The sequence below is a fragment of the Congregibacter sp. genome (genome assembly GCF_965660375.1).
Taxonomy (GTDB): domain Bacteria; phylum Pseudomonadota; class Gammaproteobacteria; order Pseudomonadales; family Halieaceae; genus Congregibacter.
Genome location: NZ_CBFHZO010000125.1, coordinates 1 through 22,134, shown reverse-complemented (window position 1 = coordinate 22,134; position 22,134 = coordinate 1). Strand labels below are relative to the sequence as shown.

The following is a 22,134-nucleotide window of genomic DNA, read 5'->3' as shown; positions in this document are numbered from 1 at the left end:
TTACGCTGAAGCCTCTCCTATCACCCACGCTAAAAACCTCGAGGGTGAGCTGTTACTGGTGCACGGCACCGGGGATGACAACGTGCACTATCAGAGCAGCGAGCGACTCATCAACGAGCTGGTCAGGCTGAATAAGCCGTTCCGGTTTATGGCCTACCCCAACCGAACCCACGCGGTTGTGGACAGCGAGGGAGAAGGCACAGAGCTTCATCTGAACACCATGCGGGCCCGCTTCTTTGACGAGCATCTTCGGTCCGAGTAATGGGGCCTACTGAGCACGACAAAAGATCGTGAGCGCGGGAGGCAAATTGTGTAACCTCGGGGCATTCCTAAAAAAGATAACAAGGTATTCATGTGAACGACGCTGAAACCGAAGCAGGCAAGCCCCAGGATCACCCGGATAATCCCTATAGCACCAAGGCCGCCAGCTGGTATGCCTTGTGTCTCTTGACGATCGTTTATAGCTTTAATTTTATTGACCGCCAGCTCCTGGCAATCCTCCAGGAGTCCATCAAAGCTGACCTGAGTCTGTCTGACAGTCAGCTGGGGCTCCTCACGGGCTTTGCTTTTGCGATTTTCTACGTCACCGCAGGCATTCCCATCGCGCGCTGGGCTGATCGCGGCAACCGCCGCAACATTGTGTCCCTGTCCTTGTTCATCTGGAGTTTCATGACCGCGCTCAGCGGTTTCGTTCAAAACTATGCGCACCTGCTCATGGCGCGTATTGGTGTGGGCGTGGGCGAAGCGGGGGGCAGCCCCCCTTCCCACTCTATTATCTCGGACATTTTTCCCGCCGAAAGTCGTGCCACGGCCATTGGCTTTTACTCCATGGGTGTGAGCATCGGCATCCTCTTTGGCTTTTTGGCCGGGGGCTGGCTCAACGAGTTCTTTGGCTGGCGTACGGCCTTTATGGTGGTGGGCGTGCCCGGCGTCATTCTGGCGTTTGTTCTTCGCTTTACCCTCAAGGAGCCTATCCGCGGCCTTCATGACGGCGCCCCCAGCTCCAAGGAAGCGGTTCCCTTTGGCGAAGTGCTGCGTGTACTGTGGAGCCGTCCGACCTTCAAACACATCGCCCTGGGCGCCGGACTGAACGCCTTTTGTGGCTATGCGACGGCTAACTGGACCGCGTCCTTTATGATCCGCACTCACAATATGTCCACCGGGGAGCTTGGCACCTGGCTCTCCATGATTATCGGTGTGGGCGGCGCCATCGGCGTGTTCTTTGGCGGCTACCTCGCCGACCGCATGGCGAGAACCGACAAACGCTGGTACGCCTGGCTACCGAGCATCTGTGGCTTTTTAATCGTGCCCTTCATGATCAGCATTTATCTGGTAGACAATCCGTACATGGCCTTATCACTTTCAATCATTCCGGGCCTGCTGTTTCAGGTATACCTGGGTAATACCATTGCTACCACCCACGCGATCGTCGGTCCGCGCATGCGCGCTACCGCCTCTGCCGTACTCTTCCTCATCCTGAATATCATCGGCCTGGGTGCAGGCCCCTGGGTAGTGGGTGTGCTCAGCGATTACCTGGCACCGAGTCTCGGCACCGAATCCCTGCGCTATGCCATGTTGTATGCCCTGCCGCCGGTAATGACCTGGTCCGCAGTGCATTACTGGCTTGCAGGAAAAACCGTACGCCAGGATATTGAGAACGCGCCCCGCTAGTGATGACACATCACCTCCACAAACGTTCAGGGTGAACCCCTTGGCCCATGATACTTCTCAGCTGATACCGATCGCCCGCACGGTGGGGTGGTCACAGTTGGCACTCATTGCACTGGGTATCCTGACGTCGGTGCTCGTGGCCAAGGGCATCGACATCAATTTATCAGCGGATGTGGAAAGCACCGCACGCAACATGCTCGATGCGGAGATTCGTCTGAGGGCCAAAGCCTATCTGGCCTGCTTGGGTTTCGCCCTGGCTGCCCTGGTGAACATCGGACTCTTTATGCTACTGCGGCGTCACGGGCAACTATTTGCCGCTCTTTGTCTGACTCTGAGTCTAACGGGGGCGGTGTTATCGCTGCTCGGCGCGGTGTTTGCCATGAATGTGGCGGAGATCAGCAGCGCAACCGCCTACCAATCCATTACCGATAACGCACAGCGTCTTATGCTCGCCGGCATGCAGGCCACCTCTGATTACACGTCGTTTCACCTGAGCCTCGTGATCTCCTGCGTCGCCCAGGGTGGCTTCTTCTTCCTGTTTTTGCGCTCGGGCCTGATTCCCCGGTTGATCTCCGGCTGGGGCGTGTTTGCTTCGCTCCTGGTTTCGACCGTTATTGTTGCAAGAGATTTTGTTCCAGCCCTTGGTCATGGCAGCATCACGATTGCGTTCATGCTGGGTAATCTTGTTGCCCTGCTGTCGCTGAGCCTCTATCTGGGCATTAAAGGTGTGCGAGTAGACCCCGCGCCTCTATAATCGGTAGGCTTTGCATGAGCCTACCCGTGATACCTGTTACCTGGCCTTTTGATCCTCGGCGCTCGCCCATCTTCTATGGGTGGGTGGTCTGGGTTTTCTCGACCGCGGGTTTTTTATTCAGTATTCCAGGCCAGACCATGGGTATGGCCGTGTTTACCGACACCTTTATTGAGGAACTGGGCCTGAGCCGAACCCAGGTATCCATGGCCTACCTCATCGGTACCGTCGCCTCCTCACTGTTCCTGACCCGCGCCGGCCGCTGGTACGATCTCTATGGTGGTCGCCTCATGATTGCCGGATCCGCCGCTGCCCTGGGCTTTATGGTTCTGGTGATCAGTGGTGTGGACGTGCTCAGCAGTTTGCTGGGCGGCTCCACCGCCATTACCTTCTGCCTGCTGCTGTCAGCATTCTTTGGAGTGCGGTTTTTTGGACAGGGGGTGCTGACCAGCTGCTCCCGAAACGTGTTGCTCCTGTGGTTTGTAAAGCGCCGCGGACTGGTTAGTGGCATCCGCAGTGTTTTTGTATCCTTTGGCTTTGCCATCGCCCCGCTGGCCATCGCTTTTCTTATCAGCAGCTTTGGCTGGCGCGGTGCGCTGTGGTTCATGGGTCTTACCGTCGGCGTGGTCTTTGCATTGCTGGCGCTCATTTTCATTCGCGACAACCCCGCGTCCTGCGGACTTCAGGCAGATGGCGGCGACCCCGGTGACAAAGATTCAACGCCTCTGGAGGCTCCGTCCAAGACCATCGACGAGGCACGGCGCAGCCCCATTTTTTGGATCTACTCCCTGAGTCTGGGCATGCATGCGCTGTTCGGCACCGCGCTCACCTTTCACGTGGTCGCCGTATTTGCCGAGAGCGGATTCTCCGCGGACGTCGCCTTCGGGTATTTTCTACCGGCGGCAGTGTTCTCCACAGCCAGCAACCTTATTGCCAGCAGCGTTGTTGATCGTCACCGACTAAAACCTTTTCTCGTTCTCATGCTGGGAGCTTTGTGTATCGGGGCAGTAGGCTTGATCAGGCTGGACCAGCCATGGGGTTATTGGGTGTTGGCTACAGGCTTTGGGATCGGGGGCGGCCTGTGGGGAGTGGTATCAAATCTTGCATTTATTCGCTTCTTCGGCCCCCTGCACCTGGGCGCGGTGAGCGGCTTTAACGCGTCCATATCGGTGTTTGCCAGCGCCATTGGACCCGCCGCCTTCAGCCTGGGCGTAGACCACCTGGGGAGCTACAACGCCGCCGCACAAATTTGCTGTGCAATGTTGCTGGTGCTACTGGTTGCCGCGCTGCTTATCCGGCAGCAGGAAGTGGTGCACCCCGCCAGGGCGGCAGGGTGAACGGGAACTCATTTTAAGCAGGTTCCTGACTACTCCGAAGGGAGTTTCAAGCTGCAATGACGCGGAGCTTTTCGTCGGGCTCATCCCAGGGAAGGTGATGATCCTCGAGAATCACGAGGTTCTTGCGGTTCACCAGCGTTTTTTCAGCTTTGTATCCCAAGAGATCCCGTATCTCCCGATCCGGATTGAGCGCTATCAGCGCCGCCTCATCAGAAGAAAAGTTCGACAATCCCCGCGCTCGCTCAACACCGCGCTCATCGTAAATATGCAGCACATCGGCTTTTTGGAACGCCGTATGGATGGAGACCACGTCCGTACAGGCGATGCCGCCCTTGCCACTCTCCAGCACATCCGCTGCCTCCTGGGTGAGCACAAGGCTACCGGCCATTTGCAAGCGGTCCGTGAGCCACACAGCCCAGGCGGACTGAGGCGTTGATTTCGCAATACAGCGCGTATGGGGCCGCCGGTTCTCCAGCGCTGCGGAAATCGGCTCATCGATAATACCTCGGGAGATGATGGTCTCGCAGCCTGCATTCTGCGCCATGTTGGCAGCCTGCATTTTCGTAAACATGCCACCGGTTCCCAGCGTATTGGTGCCACTGGTGACCGCAAGGTATTCACTGACATCGTCTACCGTTGTGATGAGCTCGGCTCCCTCTTCGTCAGGATTCCGGTCGTAGAGACCGTCGACGCTGGTAAGAATGACAAGATCCTGGGCCTGTATCATTTGTGCCACTTTAGCCGCCAAGCGATCGTTATCGCCCACCCGAATCTCTTCTGTTGTGATCGTGTCGTTTTCATTGACGATGGGCAGCACGCCAAGCTCAAGCAGTTTGTGCACGGTGTTTTTGGTATTCAGGAAACGGCGGCTGTCTTCAAGGTCTTCCAGCGTCACCAGCACCTGCGCTATGTCAAAACCGTGTTCCTGCGCTATCTGCTTGTAGGCGTTGAGCAGCACGGGCTGTCCACAGGCGGCGGCCGCCTGTTTCTCCTGTATACCCGCCTCTTCACCATCGGAATCCAGAACGTTCAGACCGAGGGCAACGGAGCCTGAGGAGGCCAGCACCACTTCAAATCCCTGATCGCGCAGTTTCGCGATATCACTGAGCAGCCCATGCATGAATGCATAACGTGGTCGCAAATCAGGTGTATTAGCCAGCAGGCTTGAGCCTACCTTCACTACTATTCTTGGCTGATCACCGGTCATTGCTTGGCCGAAGCCTGCGGCACCGGTCTCTAAGGCATTCATGCTATCAATCCTCGTATTTGTGTATGACTGTGGAAGTACGTTACCCATAAAAAAGCAGTGTGAGATTCCCCACACCGCCTCGTGAATTGTTTCAATTATAAAGTACTTTAGGCTCTCAACCTAGCAGCAAAATTGCCAAAACATCAAATCCTCGTCACAAAATCGCAATAAAACCCGGAATTTCAGTATTTTAGGGCGGACATCGTCTTGGCAAAAATACCGAGGCATTGATTATGCACGCCAAAAATATTTATAATTCAAAGTATTCACCCCGTTACCTCTAGCAGCGCGTCGCCAGATGTGCCGATGCTTTTGGTTTATTGTTTTTGCTTGCGGCGGAAGTTTCATTAGCGGCAGTGGCTTTGATGCCGAGGGTGTAGACGGACGGTGAATTGATGCTTTTGATACTGTTCTGTAAAGGCTGACCGAGAGCAACGACGATTAAGCAATGAATAGTCGCTGATAGGTAAGCGCTATCAATCATTCACGGCTGTTAAAAACCATTAACAACTATCAACAACCATTAACAACTACAGGAACTTAAAACGTGACCACGGATATCAGTAGCACCATAGACACCGCCGATGTGGCGGCGGGTGACCCTCAGCAATACATTGCTGATCTCGGGGCACGGGCAAGCAAGGCTGCCCATCTGCTGGCGCAGGCAACGACCGCAACGAAGAACGCTGCGCTGCAAACAGCTGCAATGGCGCTTCGGGAGATTGCAGCGGAACTGGTCGTCGCCAATGATCAGGACGTAAAGACCGCCCAGGATGCTGGCCGTCCCGATTCCTTTATAGACCGTTTACGCCTCAACGAAGCGCGCATCGAAGCCATGGCAGTAGCGCTGGAGGAGATTGCCGAACTCCCGGATCCCGTGGGCCGCGAACTGATGGACACCACGCGGCCCAATGGGCTCAGTATCAAGCGCGTAGCAACACCCATCGGTGTCATCGGCATGATCTACGAATCGCGGCCAAACGTGGGTGCTGACGCAGGGGCGCTGTGTCTGAAGTCAGGCAATGCCGTCATTCTTCGTGGCGGTTCCGAGAGCCTGAATTCAACACGCCTCATCGTGAGTGCCATGCGCCAGGGATTGGAGTCATCCGGTCTGCCGGCAGACGCCGTGCAACTCATCGACAGCCCTGATCGGGCAGCCGTTGGGGCACTTCTGGGCTGTGCAGAGCACGTTGACCTGGTGATACCCCGCGGCGGGCGCAGTCTCGTAGAGCGGGTACGCGACGAAGCCCGGGTCCCCACCCTGCTACATCTCGACGGCAACTGTCACAGCTACGTGCACAGTGGCGCTGACCTTAAGAAGGCTGTCGATGTTGTTCGCAACGCCAAGCTGCGCCGCACCGGAATTTGCGGTGCCACTGAGAGCCTCGTTATCGACGATGCTATAGCACAGACGTTTATCCCGCTTCTCGCCGACGGCCTGGAGAGCTGCGAACTTCGCGGCGATGAGAAGGCGCAGTCCTGCGACTCTCGCGTGAAGCCGGCGATCGAGTCCGATTGGGACGAGGAATACCTCGACGCTGTGCTGTCCATCAAAGTCGTTGCTGACCTCAAAGAGGCCTGCAACTTCATCAACCACCATTCTTCAGGCCATACCGAAGCGATCCTTACAGAGGAAGCACCTGCGGCTGAGTATTTCCTCAACGCTATCGATTCGGCGGTTGTCATGCACAACGCATCCACGCAGTTTTCTGACGGGGGAGAGTTCGGCATGGGAGCTGAAATAGGCATCGCCACCGGCAAGATGCACGCCCGCGGCCCCGTGGGTCTGGAGCAGCTCACCAGCTTCAAATACCAGGTCCGAGGCAACGGTCAAACACGGAGTTAATACTATGTCCGTCTACACCTTAGTTTCATTACTGGGCTACTTTGCGCTGATGATGGGTATCGGCGTATACGCCTACCGCAATTCCACCAGTGATGTGTCGGAGTACATGCTCGGAGGCCGGCAGCTTCATCCGGCTGTGGGTGCGCTCTCTGCGGGCGCCTCCGATATGAGCGGCTGGATGCTCATGGGCCTCCCCGGCGCTATTTATCTGTCGGGTTTCTCAGCGGTATGGATCGCTGTGGGGCTGGTCGCCGGAGCTTATCTAAACTACCTGCTCGTGGCGCCTCGGCTGCGCGTGTACACCGAGATGGCAGACGACGCCATCACCATCCCCGATTTTTTTGAAAAACGTTTTGATGACCGCTCCCACGCCCTGCGGGTCATTTCCTCTTTGGTCATCGTTATCTTTTTTACCCTTTATACCTCCTCGGGCGTCGTTGCCGGCGGCAAGCTCTTCGAATCCTCCTTTGGTCTCAGCTACGAGCTGGGGCTGTTCCTCACCGCAGGCGTGGTGGTTGCTTATACGCTGTTTGGCGGGTTTCTCGCCGTGAGTCTTACGGACTTCGTCCAGGGCGTCATCATGTTCATCGCGCTGGTCATGGTGCCCGTCGTTGCGATCTTTCAACTCGGTGGCATCGACGCTACCGCCGGCGAAGTGAGAGGCGTTGATCCCAACTTACTTACCTGGTTCACCGGCGTCTCCGGACTGGCCCTGATCTCTAGCCTCTCCTGGGGGCTGGGATACTTCGGTCAGCCACACATTATCGTGCGCTTTATGGCGATCCGGACGCTTAAGGATGTCGCCACCGCGAGGCACATCGGCATGAGCTGGATGCTCGTCACCGTGCTCGGGGCGGTCGGTACCGGTATTGCCGGCATCGCCTACGTCGCAGGCACCAAAACCGTGCTTGAGGATCCGGAGACCGTATTTATCCTGCTGTCACAGGTGCTCTTCCATCCCCTGGTGGGTGGCTTCCTGCTGGCCGCTATTCTGGCAGCCATCATGAGCACTATCTCCTCGCAGCTCCTAGTGTCGTCCAGTTCACTCACCGAGGATTTTTACAAAACCTTCGTGCGTCGGGATGCCAGTCAGAAAGAGCTGGTGCTCATCGGACGGATCTCCGTCTTTGCGGTGTCCATCGTCGCCATCATGCTTGCCTTCGACCGGTCTGCGTCAATCCTGTCTCTGGTCAGTAACGCCTGGGCCGGCTTTGGCGCCGCCTTTGGTCCGATTATTCTCCTCAGTCTGTTCTGGAAGCGCTTAACTCGTAACGGCGCCCTGGCAGGAATGACTGTCGGCGCCGTGACAGTGCTCTTCTGGATCTATGCCCCCATTGAAATCGGTGGTCAGACACTATCTGAGCATCTTTACGAAATTGTGCCGGGATTCATCCTCAGCATTGGCGCTGCAACCAGCGTGAGCCTGCTGGACGAGCGTCCCAAACGCGCTATCGGTCGACGACATGACTCCATCGACCTGACCATGGCGGGGCGCGACACCCCCGCCTCCGGTAGCGCTTGATTCACTAAAACAAGGAACAGAGAATGGAGCAGGTTTTTACGCCGGAAGATCACGCGATGTCTGCAAGTGATGAGTACGAGCTTGAGTCGATCCGGGCACTGCACGTTGCCGACGAGCGGGAAGTGCTCGCCGCCCTGGTAGGGGGCGTCGGTATTGATCTGGATCTGCGTCAGCGGGCTCAGGCTCGCGCGGTGGATCTTATCGAGCGAATCCGCAGCGCCGGTCAGCCCGGCCTCATGGAAATGTTTCTGGCGGAATACGGCCTCTCCACCAACGAGGGGATCGCGCTCATGTGCCTGGCGGAGGCGCTCCTGCGAGTCCCCGATCCCGGCACCATCGACACGCTCATTGAAGACAAGATCACGCCCTACGACTGGAGTGAGCACAGCGGCAAGTCAGGTTCCGCGGTGGTGAACGCCTCCACAGTGGCGCTGATGATGACTGGCCGGGTACTGGACGACGACAACTCTGCCAGCGTCTCGGGCCTCTTGAACCGCACGGTCAAGCGCCTGGGCGAGCCTGTGGTCCGCATGGCCGTAAAACGTGCCATGCGTGAGATGGGTAACCAGTTCGTGCTGGGACAGACCATTCAGGAAGCACTAAAGCGTGCCGAGGGTGAAACCCGACGCGGTTTTCGCTACTCCTTTGACATGCTCGGCGAGGCAGCGCTGACGCAGGCCGATGCCGACGCTTATTTCGAAGCTTACTCCGATGCCATCCGCGCCATTGGCAAAACTGCCAAAGGCAATGCCATGCACGAGCGACCGGGTATCTCGGTCAAGCTCTCGGCGCTCCACCCGCGCTTTGAGTACGCCAAGAGCGCCCGGCTGCTGACGGAACTGGCGCCCCGGCTCAATACCCTCGCGCGCCTGGCGAAAGAGGTGAATCTGGGACTTAATGTGGACGCTGAGGAATCCCAGCGTCTGGAGCCTTTCCTCCACGTTGTTAAAGCCGCATTGTCCGATGAGGAACTGGCGGGATGGGACGGCTTTGGCGTGGTCGTGCAGGCTTACCAAAAACGTGCCGGGCCTGTCATCGACTGGCTCCATCAGCTTGCCACGACGCTGGATAGAAAAATCATGGTGCGCCTGGTCAAGGGTGCCTACTGGGATTCAGAGATCAAACAGGCCCAGGTCGAGGGCGTAACGGATTATCCCGTGTTTACCCGACGCACGGCGACGGACGTGTCGTACATATGCTGTGCGTCCAAGATGCTCAGCATGACGGACAGGATTTACCCCCAGTTCGCCACCCACAACGCTCAGACCGCCGCGACCATTATGGAGCTTGCTGGTGAGCGCAAGGACTATGAGTTTCAACGCCTCCACGGTATGGGCGAAACACTGTTCAACCAGCTCATCGAAGATGGCGCCAATTGCCGTATCTATGCACCAGTGGGTCCTCACAAGGATCTTCTGGCCTATCTCGTGCGGCGACTCCTGGAGAACGGTGCCAATTCGTCTTTTGTACACAAGGTAGTCGACCCTGCCTACACACCGCTGTCGCTGGCATCGGACCCCTTCGCCAACCTGGACAAGCTGCAGGCCGCCCGTCCCGCGGCTCTGTGCGACCCCGCTGACATTTACGCGCCGGAGCGAAAAGCCGCCCGGGGCTGGGACCTGAACAACGACAACGTGGTGCAGGAATTGGATCTGGCGAGGGAGCGTTTCCTGAATCACCGCTGGCAGGCGGAGCCCATACTGGCTCGCGATATCGCGCCTTCGGACGAGCGCGTGGGCAGGGACATCACTAATCCAAGCAACCCCCGGGAAGTGGTGGGGGAGTGTTTTGACGCATCCATCAGCGATTGTGAAAGCGCCCTGGCCTCTGCACAGGACTGGCACAGCGCCGGCGCGCAGCAACGCGCCTTTGCGCTGCGTCGGGCGGCGGATCTTTTTGAGCTGAACGCTGGCGAGCTCATGGCATTGCTGGCCCGAGAAGCCGGTAAGTGTGCGCCGGACGCGGTAGCGGAGCTTCGTGAGGCGGTGGATTTTCTCCGCTATTACGCCAATCGCGGTGAGGAGCTCTCGCTTCAGCCCGCCCGGGGAATCATCACCTGCATCTCACCCTGGAACTTTCCTCTCGCCATTTTCACGGGTCAGATTGCCGCCGCTCTTGTGGCCGGTAACGCCGTGCTCGCAAAATCGGCGGAATCCACCCCGTTGGTTGCCGCCGCAGCGGTGCGACTCATGCACGCTGCGGGGGTACCGCGCGATGTGCTGCAATACCTGCCGGGAGACGGCGCTACCGCCGGCACCGCCCTTACCTCCTCAGCGGATGTGGCGGGCGTGTGTTTCACCGGATCTACGGCGACTGCCAAATCCATCAATCGAACCATGGCTGCCAATCTCTCTCCATCGGCACCACTGATTGCAGAGACCGGCGGAATCAACGCCGGCATCGTGGATTCCACCGCGTTACCCGAGCAAGCCATCCGCGACGCTCTCGCGTCGTCCTTCCAGTCGGCAGGGCAACGCTGCTCCGCTTTGCGGCTTCTCTACATACAGGAAGATGTCGCAGACGTTCTTCTGGAGATGCTCTTTGGGGCTATGGACGAGCTGGACCTTGGCAACCCCTGGTCATTGGCTACCGATATCGGGCCGGTGATCAATCCCCAGGCGCAGGCTTCCATCCAGGCCTACGTAGACGCCGCCAAAGATGAAGGTCGTCTCCTGAAGCAGCTAAAAGCGCCGGACAATGGCTATTTTGTCGGCCCGGCGGTTGTCGAAGTATCGGGCATCGCTGATATCGAGAACGAAGTGTTCGGCCCTGTATTGCATATCGCTAAATTTGCCGCTGAGGACTTCGACAGGATCATCGATGACATCAACAGGAGCGGCTATGGGCTGACTTTTGGCCTGCATACCCGCATCGATGAGCGCGTCAAAGAGATCTCCACCGCAGTCCACGCCGGCAACCTCTATGTAAACCGCAACCAGATCGGTGCTGTGGTGGAATCCCAACCCTTTGGCGGCGAAGGCCTGTCGGGCACGGGACCCAAGGCCGGGGGTCCTCGCTACGTCCAACGATTTCAGCAGCCCCTGGGCGCTCCGGAGCTGGAACTCGAAGACAGCGATACGACAATGGCCAATGCCGAAGCGGTGCAATCTGCGATTGATGCCCTCGGCTGGCACGAAGCGCAGCCCCTGGAGGTACGGGATATGCCCGGACCTACAGGAGAAGCAAACCGCTTGGCGCTGTGGCCGCGAGGCCTGGTGCTCTGCCTGGGCCCCACAGCCCAGGAAGCGGCGATGCAGGCGGGCACCGCCCGACGTATGGGTTGCCCCGCGCTGATGGTCGCGCCGGGAGTGGATAGCACCCAGGGAATCGATGGCAAACTTGCCCGCGATACGCTGAAAACCCTCAGCAACATCGCCGTGGTTGCGCTGTGGAGCGATGAAACGGATTTGCGGGAAGCGCGTCAGGCGCTGGCCAATCGCGACGGCGCGCTAACCCCCTTGGTGACCGGCGATGACCTCGATAGCTACTGCGTTCACGAGCGTCACACCTGCGTCGACACCACCGCAGCGGGCGGTAATGCCAGCCTGCTGGCCGCCGATAGCGACTAGCCCATCGTTGCTATAGCTGACGCCAGGTCAGCAACCGCAAACCAACGCCCGGTAAAGAGTGCTTAGCCACTCTCTACCGGGCGTTTTGCTATGGTTGGCCCCCTCGCCGGGACACAGTACAGTCAAGCTTCAAAATCATCCGTCGTCAAATTGTGATCAAGGTCCCTGCTGTTATGGAAAAAATCCGACGCTTCCCTTTAGTGCCCTTCAACTCTGGTATTCCCGCCGTTGTGCTTCCCCTCCTGCTTCTTGGCGCGGGCCAGGAGACTTTGGCTGCAGAGGACGCCTCTCCCGTTGAGGTCGTCATTGATGGCCTAACGCTACGGTCCATCGGACCGGCGATGATGGGCGGGCGTATTGCTGACATCGAAGTGGATCCAGAATCTCCCAGTACCTGGTATATCGCCGTGGGCTCCGGCGGCGTTTGGAAAACCGGCAACGCCGGCATCACCTGGAATCCCGTGTTCGATGACCAGAAATCCTATTCCATTGGCGAGGTAACTTTGGATCCTCAAAATCCCAGCACTGTCTGGGTGGGCACCGGCGAAAACGTCAGTGGCCGTCACGTGGGCTGGGGCGACGGGGTGTATCGCAGTCTGGACGGTGGCACTACCTGGACACCCATGGGTCTTGAGAAGTCCGAGCACATCGGCCGCATTCTGGTGGACCCCAAAAATTCCGATCACATACTGGTCGCAGCGGAAGGACCGCTGTGGTCCTCCGGGGGTGAGCGAGGGGTGTATCGCAGCACCGACGGCGGCGAGAGCTGGTCGGCTGTGCTTAGCGTGGATGATAAAACCGGCGCCACGGATCTGGAGTTTCATCCCGAAGATCCGTCCGTTATCTACGCTGCCACCTACGAGCGTCGACGTACCGTCTGGTCCTTTCTCGCCGGCGGCCCCGGCTCCGGATTCTGGAAGTCCACCGACGGCGGCGCCACCTGGCGGGAAATCACCAATGGACTCCCCAGCGAAAACGATACCCTTGAGATCGGCAAAATCGGACTTGCGGTCACACCAGCAGCGCCGGATCGCGTTTACGCAACCATCGAGGCTAATGATGGCGAGCAGGGATTTTTTGTGAGCCATGATCGCGGCGAGAGCTGGGAGCGGAGAAACGAGTACATCTCCGGCGGCACCGGCCCGCATTACTATCAGGAGATCGAAGCGTCACCGGTGGATGCCGATCGCGTCTATCAGATGGACGTTTTTCTTCACACCACCAGCGATGGCGGAAACAGCTTTAACGTATTGGGGACCGGGCGCGCGAAGCACAGCGATAATCACGCCCTCTGGATAGATCCAGCAGCACCGATGCATCTTCTTGCCGGCACCGATGGCGGGCTCTACGAGAGCTTTGACGACGGTGCGACCTGGCGGCACTTTCCCAATCTGCCCATCAGCCAGTTCTACAAGGTGGCCGTCAGTGATCACAGCCCGTATTACAACGTACTGGTCGGCGCGCAGGATCTTGGCACTCTCCACGGTCCCTCACGAACTACCAATGTCGAGGGCATTCGCAATCAGGACTGGTACGTGCCCTACGGCGCCGATGGCTATGGGGTAGCCTTTGATCTCTTTGATGATGATGTCTTTTATCAAATGAGCCAGAAGGGCAACCTGATCCGGCACCACGCGCCCAGCAAAGAGAACATCAGTATTCGCCCCCAGCCTGCGGCAGACGAAAGCCCCGAACGCTGGAACTGGGACTCACCGCTGGAAGTCAGCCCCCACAAAGCGGGCAGGATTTTCTTTGGCTCCCAGCGGGTCTGGCAAAGCGATGACCGCGGCAACTCCTGGACCGCTATCAGTGGTGATCTAACTTCCGGTAAAAACCGCTTCACCCTGCCCGTGGATGGGCGGGTACGCAGCACCGACGCGCTCTGGGACTTAAACGCCATGTCCGGATACGCCACGCTCACCGCAATCTCCCAGTCGCCGCTGCAAGGGGAGGTTCTGTGGACCGGTAGCGACGACGGTCTGGTGCACAGCACTACTGATGGCGGTGATAACTGGAAAGACGCCACGCCTTCAGCACTGCCCGACGGCGCCTTTATCAATGACGTCGAGGCCTCCCAGCACGCTGACAATGGCGCTTTCGTGGTGGCCGACAATCACAAAACCGGCGACTACCGACCACTGCTCTTTGCTACCAACAACGGCGGAAAAAGCTGGCGGGATATCAGCGGCGACCTACCGGGCGACATCATTGTCTGGGCCATCCAGCAGGATCACATCGAACCGGGGCTGCTGTTTCTAGCTGCCGAGAACGGGCTCTACGTTACTCTCGATGGTGGTGAGCGCTGGCGGATACTGAGTGCGGGGGTCCCGACGGTGCCCTTTAGAGATCTCAAGCTGCAGCGCCGCGATAACGACCTTGTAGGCGCAAGCTTCGGGCGGGGAGTCTACATCCTCGATGACTACCGACCACTACGCACTCTTGCCGCAAATTTGAGAACCGAGGGTAATGCTGCTCCCGGGCATGGCTTGTTCCCGGTGCGCGACGCCTGGTGGTATCTCGCTTCAAAACCCGGTCAGGCAGCAGGCATTCCCAGCCAGGGAAGCACCGCCTATAAAACCGCCAACCCCGAGCTTGGGCCTTTGTTCAGTGTCTACTTATCCGAGCCCGCTCAAACGCCCAAGGAACAACGGCGTAAAAAAGAGAAAGAGTGGGCCGCGGCGGGTAAGGATATTCCCTTCCCAGGCTGGAATGCGCTCAGTGATGAAGCTTCTGCGGGGGAGACCCGTTACTACGTGGAGGTCAGTGACGCCGACGGCAGTCCGGTACGCCGTATCAGGCTCGAAAATACCGCCGGGCTCCAGCGGGTTAGCTGGGATATGCGCGGCGACGCGCCGGATCCCATCAGTTTTCCTGACGGCAGCTTCCGCGCACCCTGGATGAGCGATCCCCAGGGACCGCTTCTTGCGCCCGCAGGCTACAGCGCACAGCTGCTAAAAGTCGGCCCCGGGGATGTTGAGAGACTGGGATCTGCACAAAGCTTTGAGCTCACGGCAGTGACCACACTCCCCGAGGGCACGGACTATCTCGCAACCGTGGAGTTCCAGCAGGAGCTTAGCGGCGCCCAGCGACAGCTCCATGCCGTGGACGAAGCACTGAAGGAAATTACCGGGGAGACCCGTTATCTTCGCGCCGCGGTGGACGCATCGCCCCAAGCGGATCCCGCGCTGCACCAATCTATCGATGCCCTGGAGTCAGAGATCGCAGAGCTGAAGACGATGTTACGCGGTAACTCTGCCCTTAGACGACTGAGCGAAGCCGTGACCCACAGCGCTGCGCGACGTATCAGCTCTGCGGCCAGGGCGATGAATACGCGCATGCCCCCCACGGCAACGCAGCGGGAAGATCTGCGCGTGGGCAAGCAATGGATGATCGAGATTACAGACCGAGCCGCAGCACTGCGCGAGAATCAGCTGGCCAGCATCAAGGCCGCCCTGCTGAAAAGCGGGGCGCCCTATGTGCCGGGTCAAGCGCTGGTCAAGTGAGGGGCTAAGAACTACTCCCAGTCGGGTGCCGCCACTGCGGGACCCGCCACGGCGTTAAATGCTGCTACGTCTTCGCTCACCAGCGTTTCCCATGCGGACATGGCTTCCTGCCACTGGGGACGCAGATCATTCAGGCGGTCTCTCTGCCCTCGGGTGAGCCCCAGCACCGCTCTGTCTGCCTGCTGATAAACGTCGATGAGAAAGGCATCGATGCGCGGGTGGAAGTTCAACACGTCCTGGAAGGTTTCCCGCTGGGGCGTTGTCACTGACTTTTGCCAGCTCTCCAGCTTGGACCGTAAAGACTCGGCAGCTTCGGCCACCGCATCATCTCCGGCCTCCTTCGCCAGGGACTGACGCATGGTGACCTGCTCCTGAATGCTTTGGAGACTGCCGACACGCGTGTAAATCGCATCAATCATGCCAAAGACTTCGTCAACAAACGCCTGCTGCTCGGCGATGGCATCGGAATCGTAGCTGTTAATGGGATCCCAGCTCACTTCAACGGGCTGTTCCTGCACCTCATCGCCAAGGGTCAGGCGCGCGGTATAGGTACCCGGTGCTACCGCGTAGCCGGCAATGGACTTGTCAGCGCGGGCGCCATACACGACGTCGTAGTTCAGTGTCTCGCTGGAGTCCGTGCGCAGATTCCAGATAAACCGATTCAGCCCCTGCTCCGCGGGAATTGCACCTTTTCCACCCTCGTTTCCTTTTTCCACATCGGTCTCGAAGCTGCGAATAACTTCTCCTGCATCATTAAGCAGCTCCAGCGTGAGGCTCTGCTCCTCGAGATCAAGGGCTTCACTAAGCGCGTAATAGAGCACCGCACCGTCGGGCGCACTCGGCGCGACGCTTTCTCCGCCTCCGGCACGCCCCTCCGTGGGTGTAAGCCGAACGGCCGGGGTCGGCGCATACAAATGGGCAGCGGCTGATGCCTGGGCATCCTCAAACTGCCGCAGAGGTGAAATATCATCGATAACCCAGAAAGCCCGGCCCTGGGTGGCCAGCACAAGATCGTTGCGGCGCACCATCAGATCGGTGATGGGGACAATGGGCAGGTTGCTTTGAAAGGCCTGCCAGTCTTCTCCGCTGTTAAAGGAGATATAGAGACCACGCTCCATTCCCGCAAACAGCAGCCCCGCACGCTCGGGGTCCTCACGCACGACCCGCACAAAATGCTCCTCCGGCAGACCGTCGGTGATGGATGACCAGCTGCGACCGTAGTTAGACGTGCGGTAAACGTAGGGCTTGTTATCGCCCTCCTTGTATTTCATCACCACCACATAGGCCACCGCCGGATCGTGGGGCGATACCTCGATGGTGTTGATCAAACCGCGACCGGCATTTCTTGGGGTAACGTTCTTCCAGTTCTCGCCGCCATCTCGGGTGACGTGCACCAGACCGTCATCGGTACCCACCCACAGGGTGTCGGGAACATGGGGGCTCTCGGCAAAGGAGAAGATCGTGTTGTACTGCTCGATGTTCTCGTTGGTGTAAGGGCCCATACCCTGGCCCTGCTTGTCTGCTTCGTCGCGGGTAAGATCAGGGCTGGCTTCGCTCCAGTCATAGCCGCGATTCTCCGACTTCAGGAGCACATTGCTGCCGTGGTAGACCACTTTGGGGTCGTGAAGCGACACGTGAATGGGCGAGTTCCAGTTAAAGCGATACTTGGAATCGCTGGCCAGCTGCCCCAGACCCGTTTCCGAATACGCTTTCACCGAACGGCTGGTGCGCGTCTTGGTATCGAACTCATCGATAAGACCAAGATAACAACCGGCGTAGGTGTAGCGGGGGTTATTGGGATCCATGGCCACGTAGGCGCTTTCGCAGCCTCCGTGCACTTCCCAGTCGTCACGGCCGATCTGACCATCCCGGGAGCGGCTTTTAATAGCCACGGTGGAGTTGTCCTGCTGCCCACCATAAATCCGATACTCAAAAGCATTGTCGGTGTTAACACGATAAAACTGTGCTGTGGGCTGATTGTCCTGACGTGACCAGCTCTCTGCGCCATCAAAGGACACGTTGGCACCACCGTCGTTGGCGTTCACCATCCAGTCAGAGTTGTCGGGATTGATCCAGAGATAGTGGTTATCGCCGTGGGGCGTCTGGACCTGATTAAAGGTTTTACCGCCATCGATGGACTTCATGAACGGTGCATTGAGCACGTACACGGTGTTCTCATCGTTGGGGTCCGCAAAGATATGCATGTAATACCAGGAGCGTGCCCGGAGGATGCGTTCACTGTTCAGCTGACTCCAGCTGTCACCGCCGTCGTCGGAGCGGTAAAGCCCGCCTTCGTCGTCCTCAGCTTCAATGATTGCCCAGACCCGACCGGATTTGGCACCGGATACGGCGACACCCAGCTTGCCCATACCCTCGGGCAGATCGTCCACCAGTCGCTCCCAGCTCTCGCCGCCGTCGGTAGAGCGCCAGATACCGCTGCCCTCTCCGCCGGAGCGAAGCCTCCAGGGTGTGCGCTGGTTGTCCCACATGGCGGCGAATAGAATCCGTGGATTGCTCGGGTCAATGGCCAGATCAACCGCGCCGGTGCTTTCGTTGAGAGGCTCCAGAACCCGGCGCCAGGTCTCACCGCCATCGGTGGTTTTGAACACACCGCCATCATCGGCGGGCGCGTAAGTATTGCCCTGGGCGGCTACCCAGATGGTGTCGGGATCGTTCGGGTGAATGCGGATCTCGCCAATCTGGCGGACATCTTCAAAGCCGATATGCGTCCAGCTTTTGCCCGCATCGGTGGATTTGTACACGCCGTCGCCCTGAGAGGAGGCGATGTTTCGAAAAGGTGATTCGCCCATGCCTACGACCACCACGTTGGGATCGGAGGCTGCGACGGCGATGGCACCGACGGCTGAAGAGCCAATATCGTCATCGGAGACAGGATGCCAGCTGGCACCGGCATTCTCGGTTTTCCACACGCCCCCGGTGGTGCCCATGTAATACACATGGGGATTTTGCGGGACGCCTACCGCAACCGTGGCCCGTCCGCCGCGAAAGGGACCGACATTACGCGCCTCGATTCCATCAAAGAAATCGCGGTCGTCCTCTGCGCTCATGGCAAATGGGGAAATGGCAGTAAAAATTATGCTTAAACAAGCAAAAAACAGCGCTGACTTCATATCTGGCCCTTCAAAGGTGTTTGTTGATAACGCGATACCGTAAGCCCAAAAGTATATGTCAGAATCCAAGCCAGCGAACCCCGTATAACCCAAGGATAATGATCCATGCCCCTTAGCGGACTTTTTAATCTGCCTAAACAACCCTCACGTCAGAGCATGTCCGTCAAGCTGCCAGTGGTGTTCGCGTTGATGTCGCTTGTGCTCCTGCCGCCCGCCGTTTTTGCCGCAGGTCACAACGCGCAAGCAGAGGCCATCACGCTGGACGATGTCTTTGCATCCCCCAACCTGTTTGGCACCCCACCATCAGCTCCCAAGTGGGCACCGGACAGCCGGCATTTTGCTTTTAGCTGGAATAATGAAGGAATTCCGAAGCGCGGACTGTGGCTGACATCCGCCAACGGCCAAGCGCTGCAGGAGCTTCCGCTTCCCGATGCATCGTCATCACTCTCGGAGTTTGTCTGGCACGGTGACAGCAAAGCCCTGCTGGTACTGCAGGGCAGTACGCTGTGGCGATTGGATATTGATGATCAATCAGCACAGCGCCTGGGGGACCTTGGCAATGGAGCGTCCACGCTTGGCCTATCCCCGGACGGCAGCAAAGTTGCCTATCTCAAGGAGGGCGATCTTTGGGTCTTTGATCTTCGGAGCAAAACGTCGAGGGCACTCAGCGATGTGGGTATTCCCCGGTTGTCGGCGTTAGTCATCGGTCGCTATAACCGGCCGGAACGCGAAATAGGCCCGGGTATCTGGGGTGGCCCCACCTACGCCTGGTCACCAGACAGCGCGAGCATTGCCGTTCATCTGGTGGACCGCAGGCAGATGCGCAAAGTGCCCTTCCCGGATTATCTGTCTGCGGAGACCAGTCCTAACGAGATTCGCAGAGGTTATCCCGGGGATCCCAATGAATCCCGTCAGGTGGGTCTTATTGACGTGAGCAGCGCCGAGCTGGAGTTGCTGCCTCTTAAGGACACCGAAGCACGGCAGGTCATTGGTTTTTCCTGGTCTGCAGACGGAGTGCTTCTTGTGGATACAGCCTCGGATACGGCGGAGGATCGCTGGCTGTATCGGGTCGACGAACAACGGCAGCTACAAACAATCTGGCACAGCCATCGCGAAAGCCGCATCTACACGTCTTTTGCTTCCGCCTGGGATGCAGACGGAGAGAACATCGTGTTTCTCAGTGATCTTGATGACCGCTACGGACTGTATCGCATCAACGCATTGTCGCTGGAAGAATCGCCAGAAAAGTCACCCGCGCGTCTCAGCGATTCGGGCATGGATGTGCTCTCTGGCCCAAAGATCACCGCCTCCGGGCAGATAATCTATGCCGCCAATGCGCCATCGGCGGCAGAGAGCCAGATATTCCGCGTGGATCCAGACGGTGGAACGTCGGAGCAACTCACGCAATTGCCCGGTTATAACACGCCCTACCCCTCCCCCGATGGCGAGCACCTGGCGTTCGTCCACAGCGAGGCCGCTCAGCCCCCAGAGCTGTATACCACTGCGAACGCAGGCGGAGACGCCCATCGCATCACCCACTCCCAGGGGCCTGCGTTCAAAGACCAGACCTGGGCCCGCAGCCGCTATGTGAGCTTCCCCAGTCTTATTGATGACTACACACTGCACGCACGAATCCTCGAGCCACCGGTTCTGGAGGCCGGAAAACAATACCCCGTGCTCTTTGGACCCATGTACTCCAACACGGTGCGCAACCGCTGGAGTGGCCGCTACAGCCGTATTCAGCAGCTGCTGGTGCAGAAGGGCTACATCGTTGTGCAGGTCGATATGCGTGGCAGCACGGGCTACGGACGGGATTTTCGCGAGGAGTTCTTGGTGGACTTTGCCGGTGATGACATCGAAGACATCGTCAGCGCCGTGGAATACCTCAAGTCTGAAGCGCACATGGATACCGATCGTATGGGCATCTGGGGAAGCAGCTACGGAGGAACGCTATCTATTTACACGCTGCTCAAAAAGCCCGGTCTTTTTCGGGCTGGGGTGGCCGCAGCGGCTGCCGTCGATCCGCACTTCTTCGGCACCGATGACGTAGCGATTGTCCGTCGCCCGAACACTCACCCCGAGATATTTCTGAACACCGCCGCGCGCTATGCCAAGAACCTTGAAGACCATCTGCTGATCATCCACGGCATGCAGGACCAGATAGTGCCCTTCAAAACCACCGCCGCACTTGCCGATGTACTTATCAAAGCAGAGAAAGACTTCGACTTTGCCTTTGCACCGGGGGCTACCCACAGCTGGAGTCGGGAGGCCCATTACTCGCGCTATCTCTTTGGCAAGATGTTGCAGCACTTTGATCGCTATCTGGCGCCTTAGGGCCGCGGAAGGTCGTCGATGAACACATGTATAACCTCACAAAGGAAGAGGTAACGTGGTTTTGGCTAAGTTGGGAGAAACTCAACATTGCTCCAACGCCACGCGTTCGAGAGGCTTATGAGGACTTAAAAGAATCTTCAGCTGAGTAAACCAATAGGATTGAACGCACTTGGTTGTTAAAGCATTACTGGAGGTCCGCTAACGGCCAACTGCGGGCGTTAGCGTAATCAAAGTTCAGGCAATAAAAAGCCCGCCGAAGCGGGCCAGTAAATCAGGAGTTCTGCTTAAACTTGTTTACGGCGCGAGAAGCCTAGTCCAGCAAGACCCAGGCCAAAGAGCGCAAGAGTAGCTGGAACTGGAACACTCTCCGATGGATTTCCGAGGTACGTCAGAGAAAAAGATACGCCACCCTCATTGTCAGAAAGAATATTATCTCCTAGGTAAAAATTAAGCTTGCCTGCTGTGCTAACCCCGAAAGAGACAGGTGATGGTGCTGCGTCAAATGCTTCTTGGGCAGTATCAAAATAATTGTCTTCGTTGACCGTATCACGGGCACTAATGCCCAGTGTGTTCGCCGCTGGCGTGATGATCTCCGAAGAAAGCGAAGTTAGTTCTGTTGTAACCTCACCGTCTACCACTGAAGTCCAGCTTACCCGCCACTGCCAGTCTCCTAGATCGTTCACGGCATTCGGGTTCATAGCGAGGAAATCCCCACCCGGCGGTGCTAATTTTTGTATTCGATAATTACCCGCTTCGACGTCTACTACTGGTCCACTTCCGACTAGTCCAGTTTCCTTGAAATCCAAGTTGAACGTCATTATCGACGCAATTGCACCCGACGATTGTGCTGATACAGCAAAACAGATGGCGATTGCAGGAAGGTTTTTTTTGAGCATGCTCTCACTCCAGAGGGGTTTTGGATATTTGCGAACCCAGGAAATGCAAAAATTATGCCACAGCATAAAAAGCAATAGGTTACGTAAGAATATCAAAAAATCTGTAAAGTTTTTCGACGCAGTTAAAGAGCTTGTGACTCCTTGACTAGAGCGCCTCAGCGTAGGGGTCGGGTAATCGTCTAGATTGGGTCGCAAGCCGACATTACATGTCACCTGTTTCGCTGATCTTTAAATGATTTCAGATGGAGCGGGAACCAACGGTAGGCGTTAAACTGCGGCATCAGTCGTCCATGGCTACTTTTCTTTAAGCGAAGTTTTTAAAAGA

12 protein-coding genes are annotated in these 22,134 nt (G+C 57.7%); 9 read left to right on the top strand and 3 right to left on the bottom strand.

Annotated features, from left to right (window positions below; genetic code table 11):
- From ACTG3T_RS13115 to ACTG3T_RS13100, 4 genes are all read left to right on the top strand, one after another.
- Positions 1-262 (top strand): alpha/beta hydrolase family protein (locus ACTG3T_RS13115; RefSeq protein WP_439102730.1); only part of this gene is annotated, 262 nt, incomplete at its 5' end.
- Positions 263-348: 86 nt separating this feature from the next.
- Positions 349-1,671, top strand: a complete 1,323-nt coding sequence (locus ACTG3T_RS13110; protein WP_439102731.1) for a spinster family MFS transporter — start codon at positions 349-351, stop codon at positions 1,669-1,671.
- Between the two features lie 40 nt (positions 1,672-1,711).
- Positions 1,712-2,425, top strand: coding sequence for a DUF4386 domain-containing protein (locus ACTG3T_RS13105; protein ID WP_439102729.1), 714 nt, complete (start codon positions 1,712-1,714; stop codon positions 2,423-2,425).
- A 14-nt stretch (positions 2,426-2,439) separates the two neighbouring features.
- A complete protein-coding gene (locus ACTG3T_RS13100; RefSeq protein ID WP_439102728.1) occupies positions 2,440-3,759 on the top strand; it encodes an MFS transporter in 1,320 nt (439 codons plus the stop codon).
- 46 nt (positions 3,760-3,805) lie between these two features.
- On the opposite strand, the gene proB is transcribed toward ACTG3T_RS13100, so the two are convergent.
- Positions 3,806-5,008, bottom strand: a complete 1,203-nt coding sequence (proB, locus tag ACTG3T_RS13095) for a glutamate 5-kinase (protein ID WP_439102727.1) — start codon at positions 5,006-5,008, stop codon at positions 3,806-3,808.
- Between the two features lie 547 nt (positions 5,009-5,555).
- Here proB and ACTG3T_RS13090 point away from each other — a divergent pair.
- The 4 genes from ACTG3T_RS13090 (at position 5,556) to ACTG3T_RS13075 (ending at position 15,448) form a co-directional block, all read left to right on the top strand.
- Positions 5,556-6,854 (top strand): glutamate-5-semialdehyde dehydrogenase, encoded by a 1,299-nt coding sequence (locus tag ACTG3T_RS13090; RefSeq protein WP_439102726.1) that lies wholly within the window; start codon positions 5,556-5,558, stop codon positions 6,852-6,854.
- A 4-nt stretch (positions 6,855-6,858) separates the two neighbouring features.
- Complete coding sequence (putP, locus tag ACTG3T_RS13085; RefSeq protein ID WP_439102725.1) at positions 6,859-8,376, top strand: sodium/proline symporter PutP; 1,518 nt, start codon at positions 6,859-6,861, stop codon at positions 8,374-8,376.
- A gap of 23 nt (positions 8,377-8,399) precedes the next feature.
- Positions 8,400-11,945 (top strand): bifunctional proline dehydrogenase/L-glutamate gamma-semialdehyde dehydrogenase PutA, encoded by a 3,546-nt coding sequence (putA, locus tag ACTG3T_RS13080; RefSeq protein WP_439102724.1) that lies wholly within the window; start codon positions 8,400-8,402, stop codon positions 11,943-11,945.
- Positions 11,946-12,118: 173 nt separating this feature from the next.
- A complete protein-coding gene (locus ACTG3T_RS13075; RefSeq protein ID WP_439102723.1) occupies positions 12,119-15,448 on the top strand; it encodes a VPS10 domain-containing protein in 3,330 nt (1,109 codons plus the stop codon).
- An 11-nt stretch (positions 15,449-15,459) separates the two neighbouring features.
- Here ACTG3T_RS13075 and ACTG3T_RS13070 read toward each other — a convergent pair whose 3' ends face one another.
- On the bottom strand, positions 15,460-18,516 hold the full coding sequence (locus ACTG3T_RS13070; RefSeq protein WP_439102722.1) for a WD40/YVTN/BNR-like repeat-containing protein: 3,057 nt from the start codon (positions 18,514-18,516) through the stop codon (positions 15,460-15,462).
- A gap of 168 nt (positions 18,517-18,684) precedes the next feature.
- Here ACTG3T_RS13070 and ACTG3T_RS13065 point away from each other — a divergent pair, with 168 nt between their 5' ends.
- Complete coding sequence (locus ACTG3T_RS13065; RefSeq protein ID WP_439102721.1) at positions 18,685-20,913, top strand: prolyl oligopeptidase family serine peptidase; 2,229 nt, start codon at positions 18,685-18,687, stop codon at positions 20,911-20,913.
- A 284-nt stretch (positions 20,914-21,197) separates the two neighbouring features.
- On the opposite strand, the gene ACTG3T_RS13060 is transcribed toward ACTG3T_RS13065, so the two are convergent.
- On the bottom strand, positions 21,198-21,809 hold the full coding sequence (locus ACTG3T_RS13060) for a PEP-CTERM sorting domain-containing protein (RefSeq protein WP_439102720.1): 612 nt from the start codon (positions 21,807-21,809) through the stop codon (positions 21,198-21,200).
- Between the last annotated feature and the right edge of the window lie 325 nt (positions 21,810-22,134).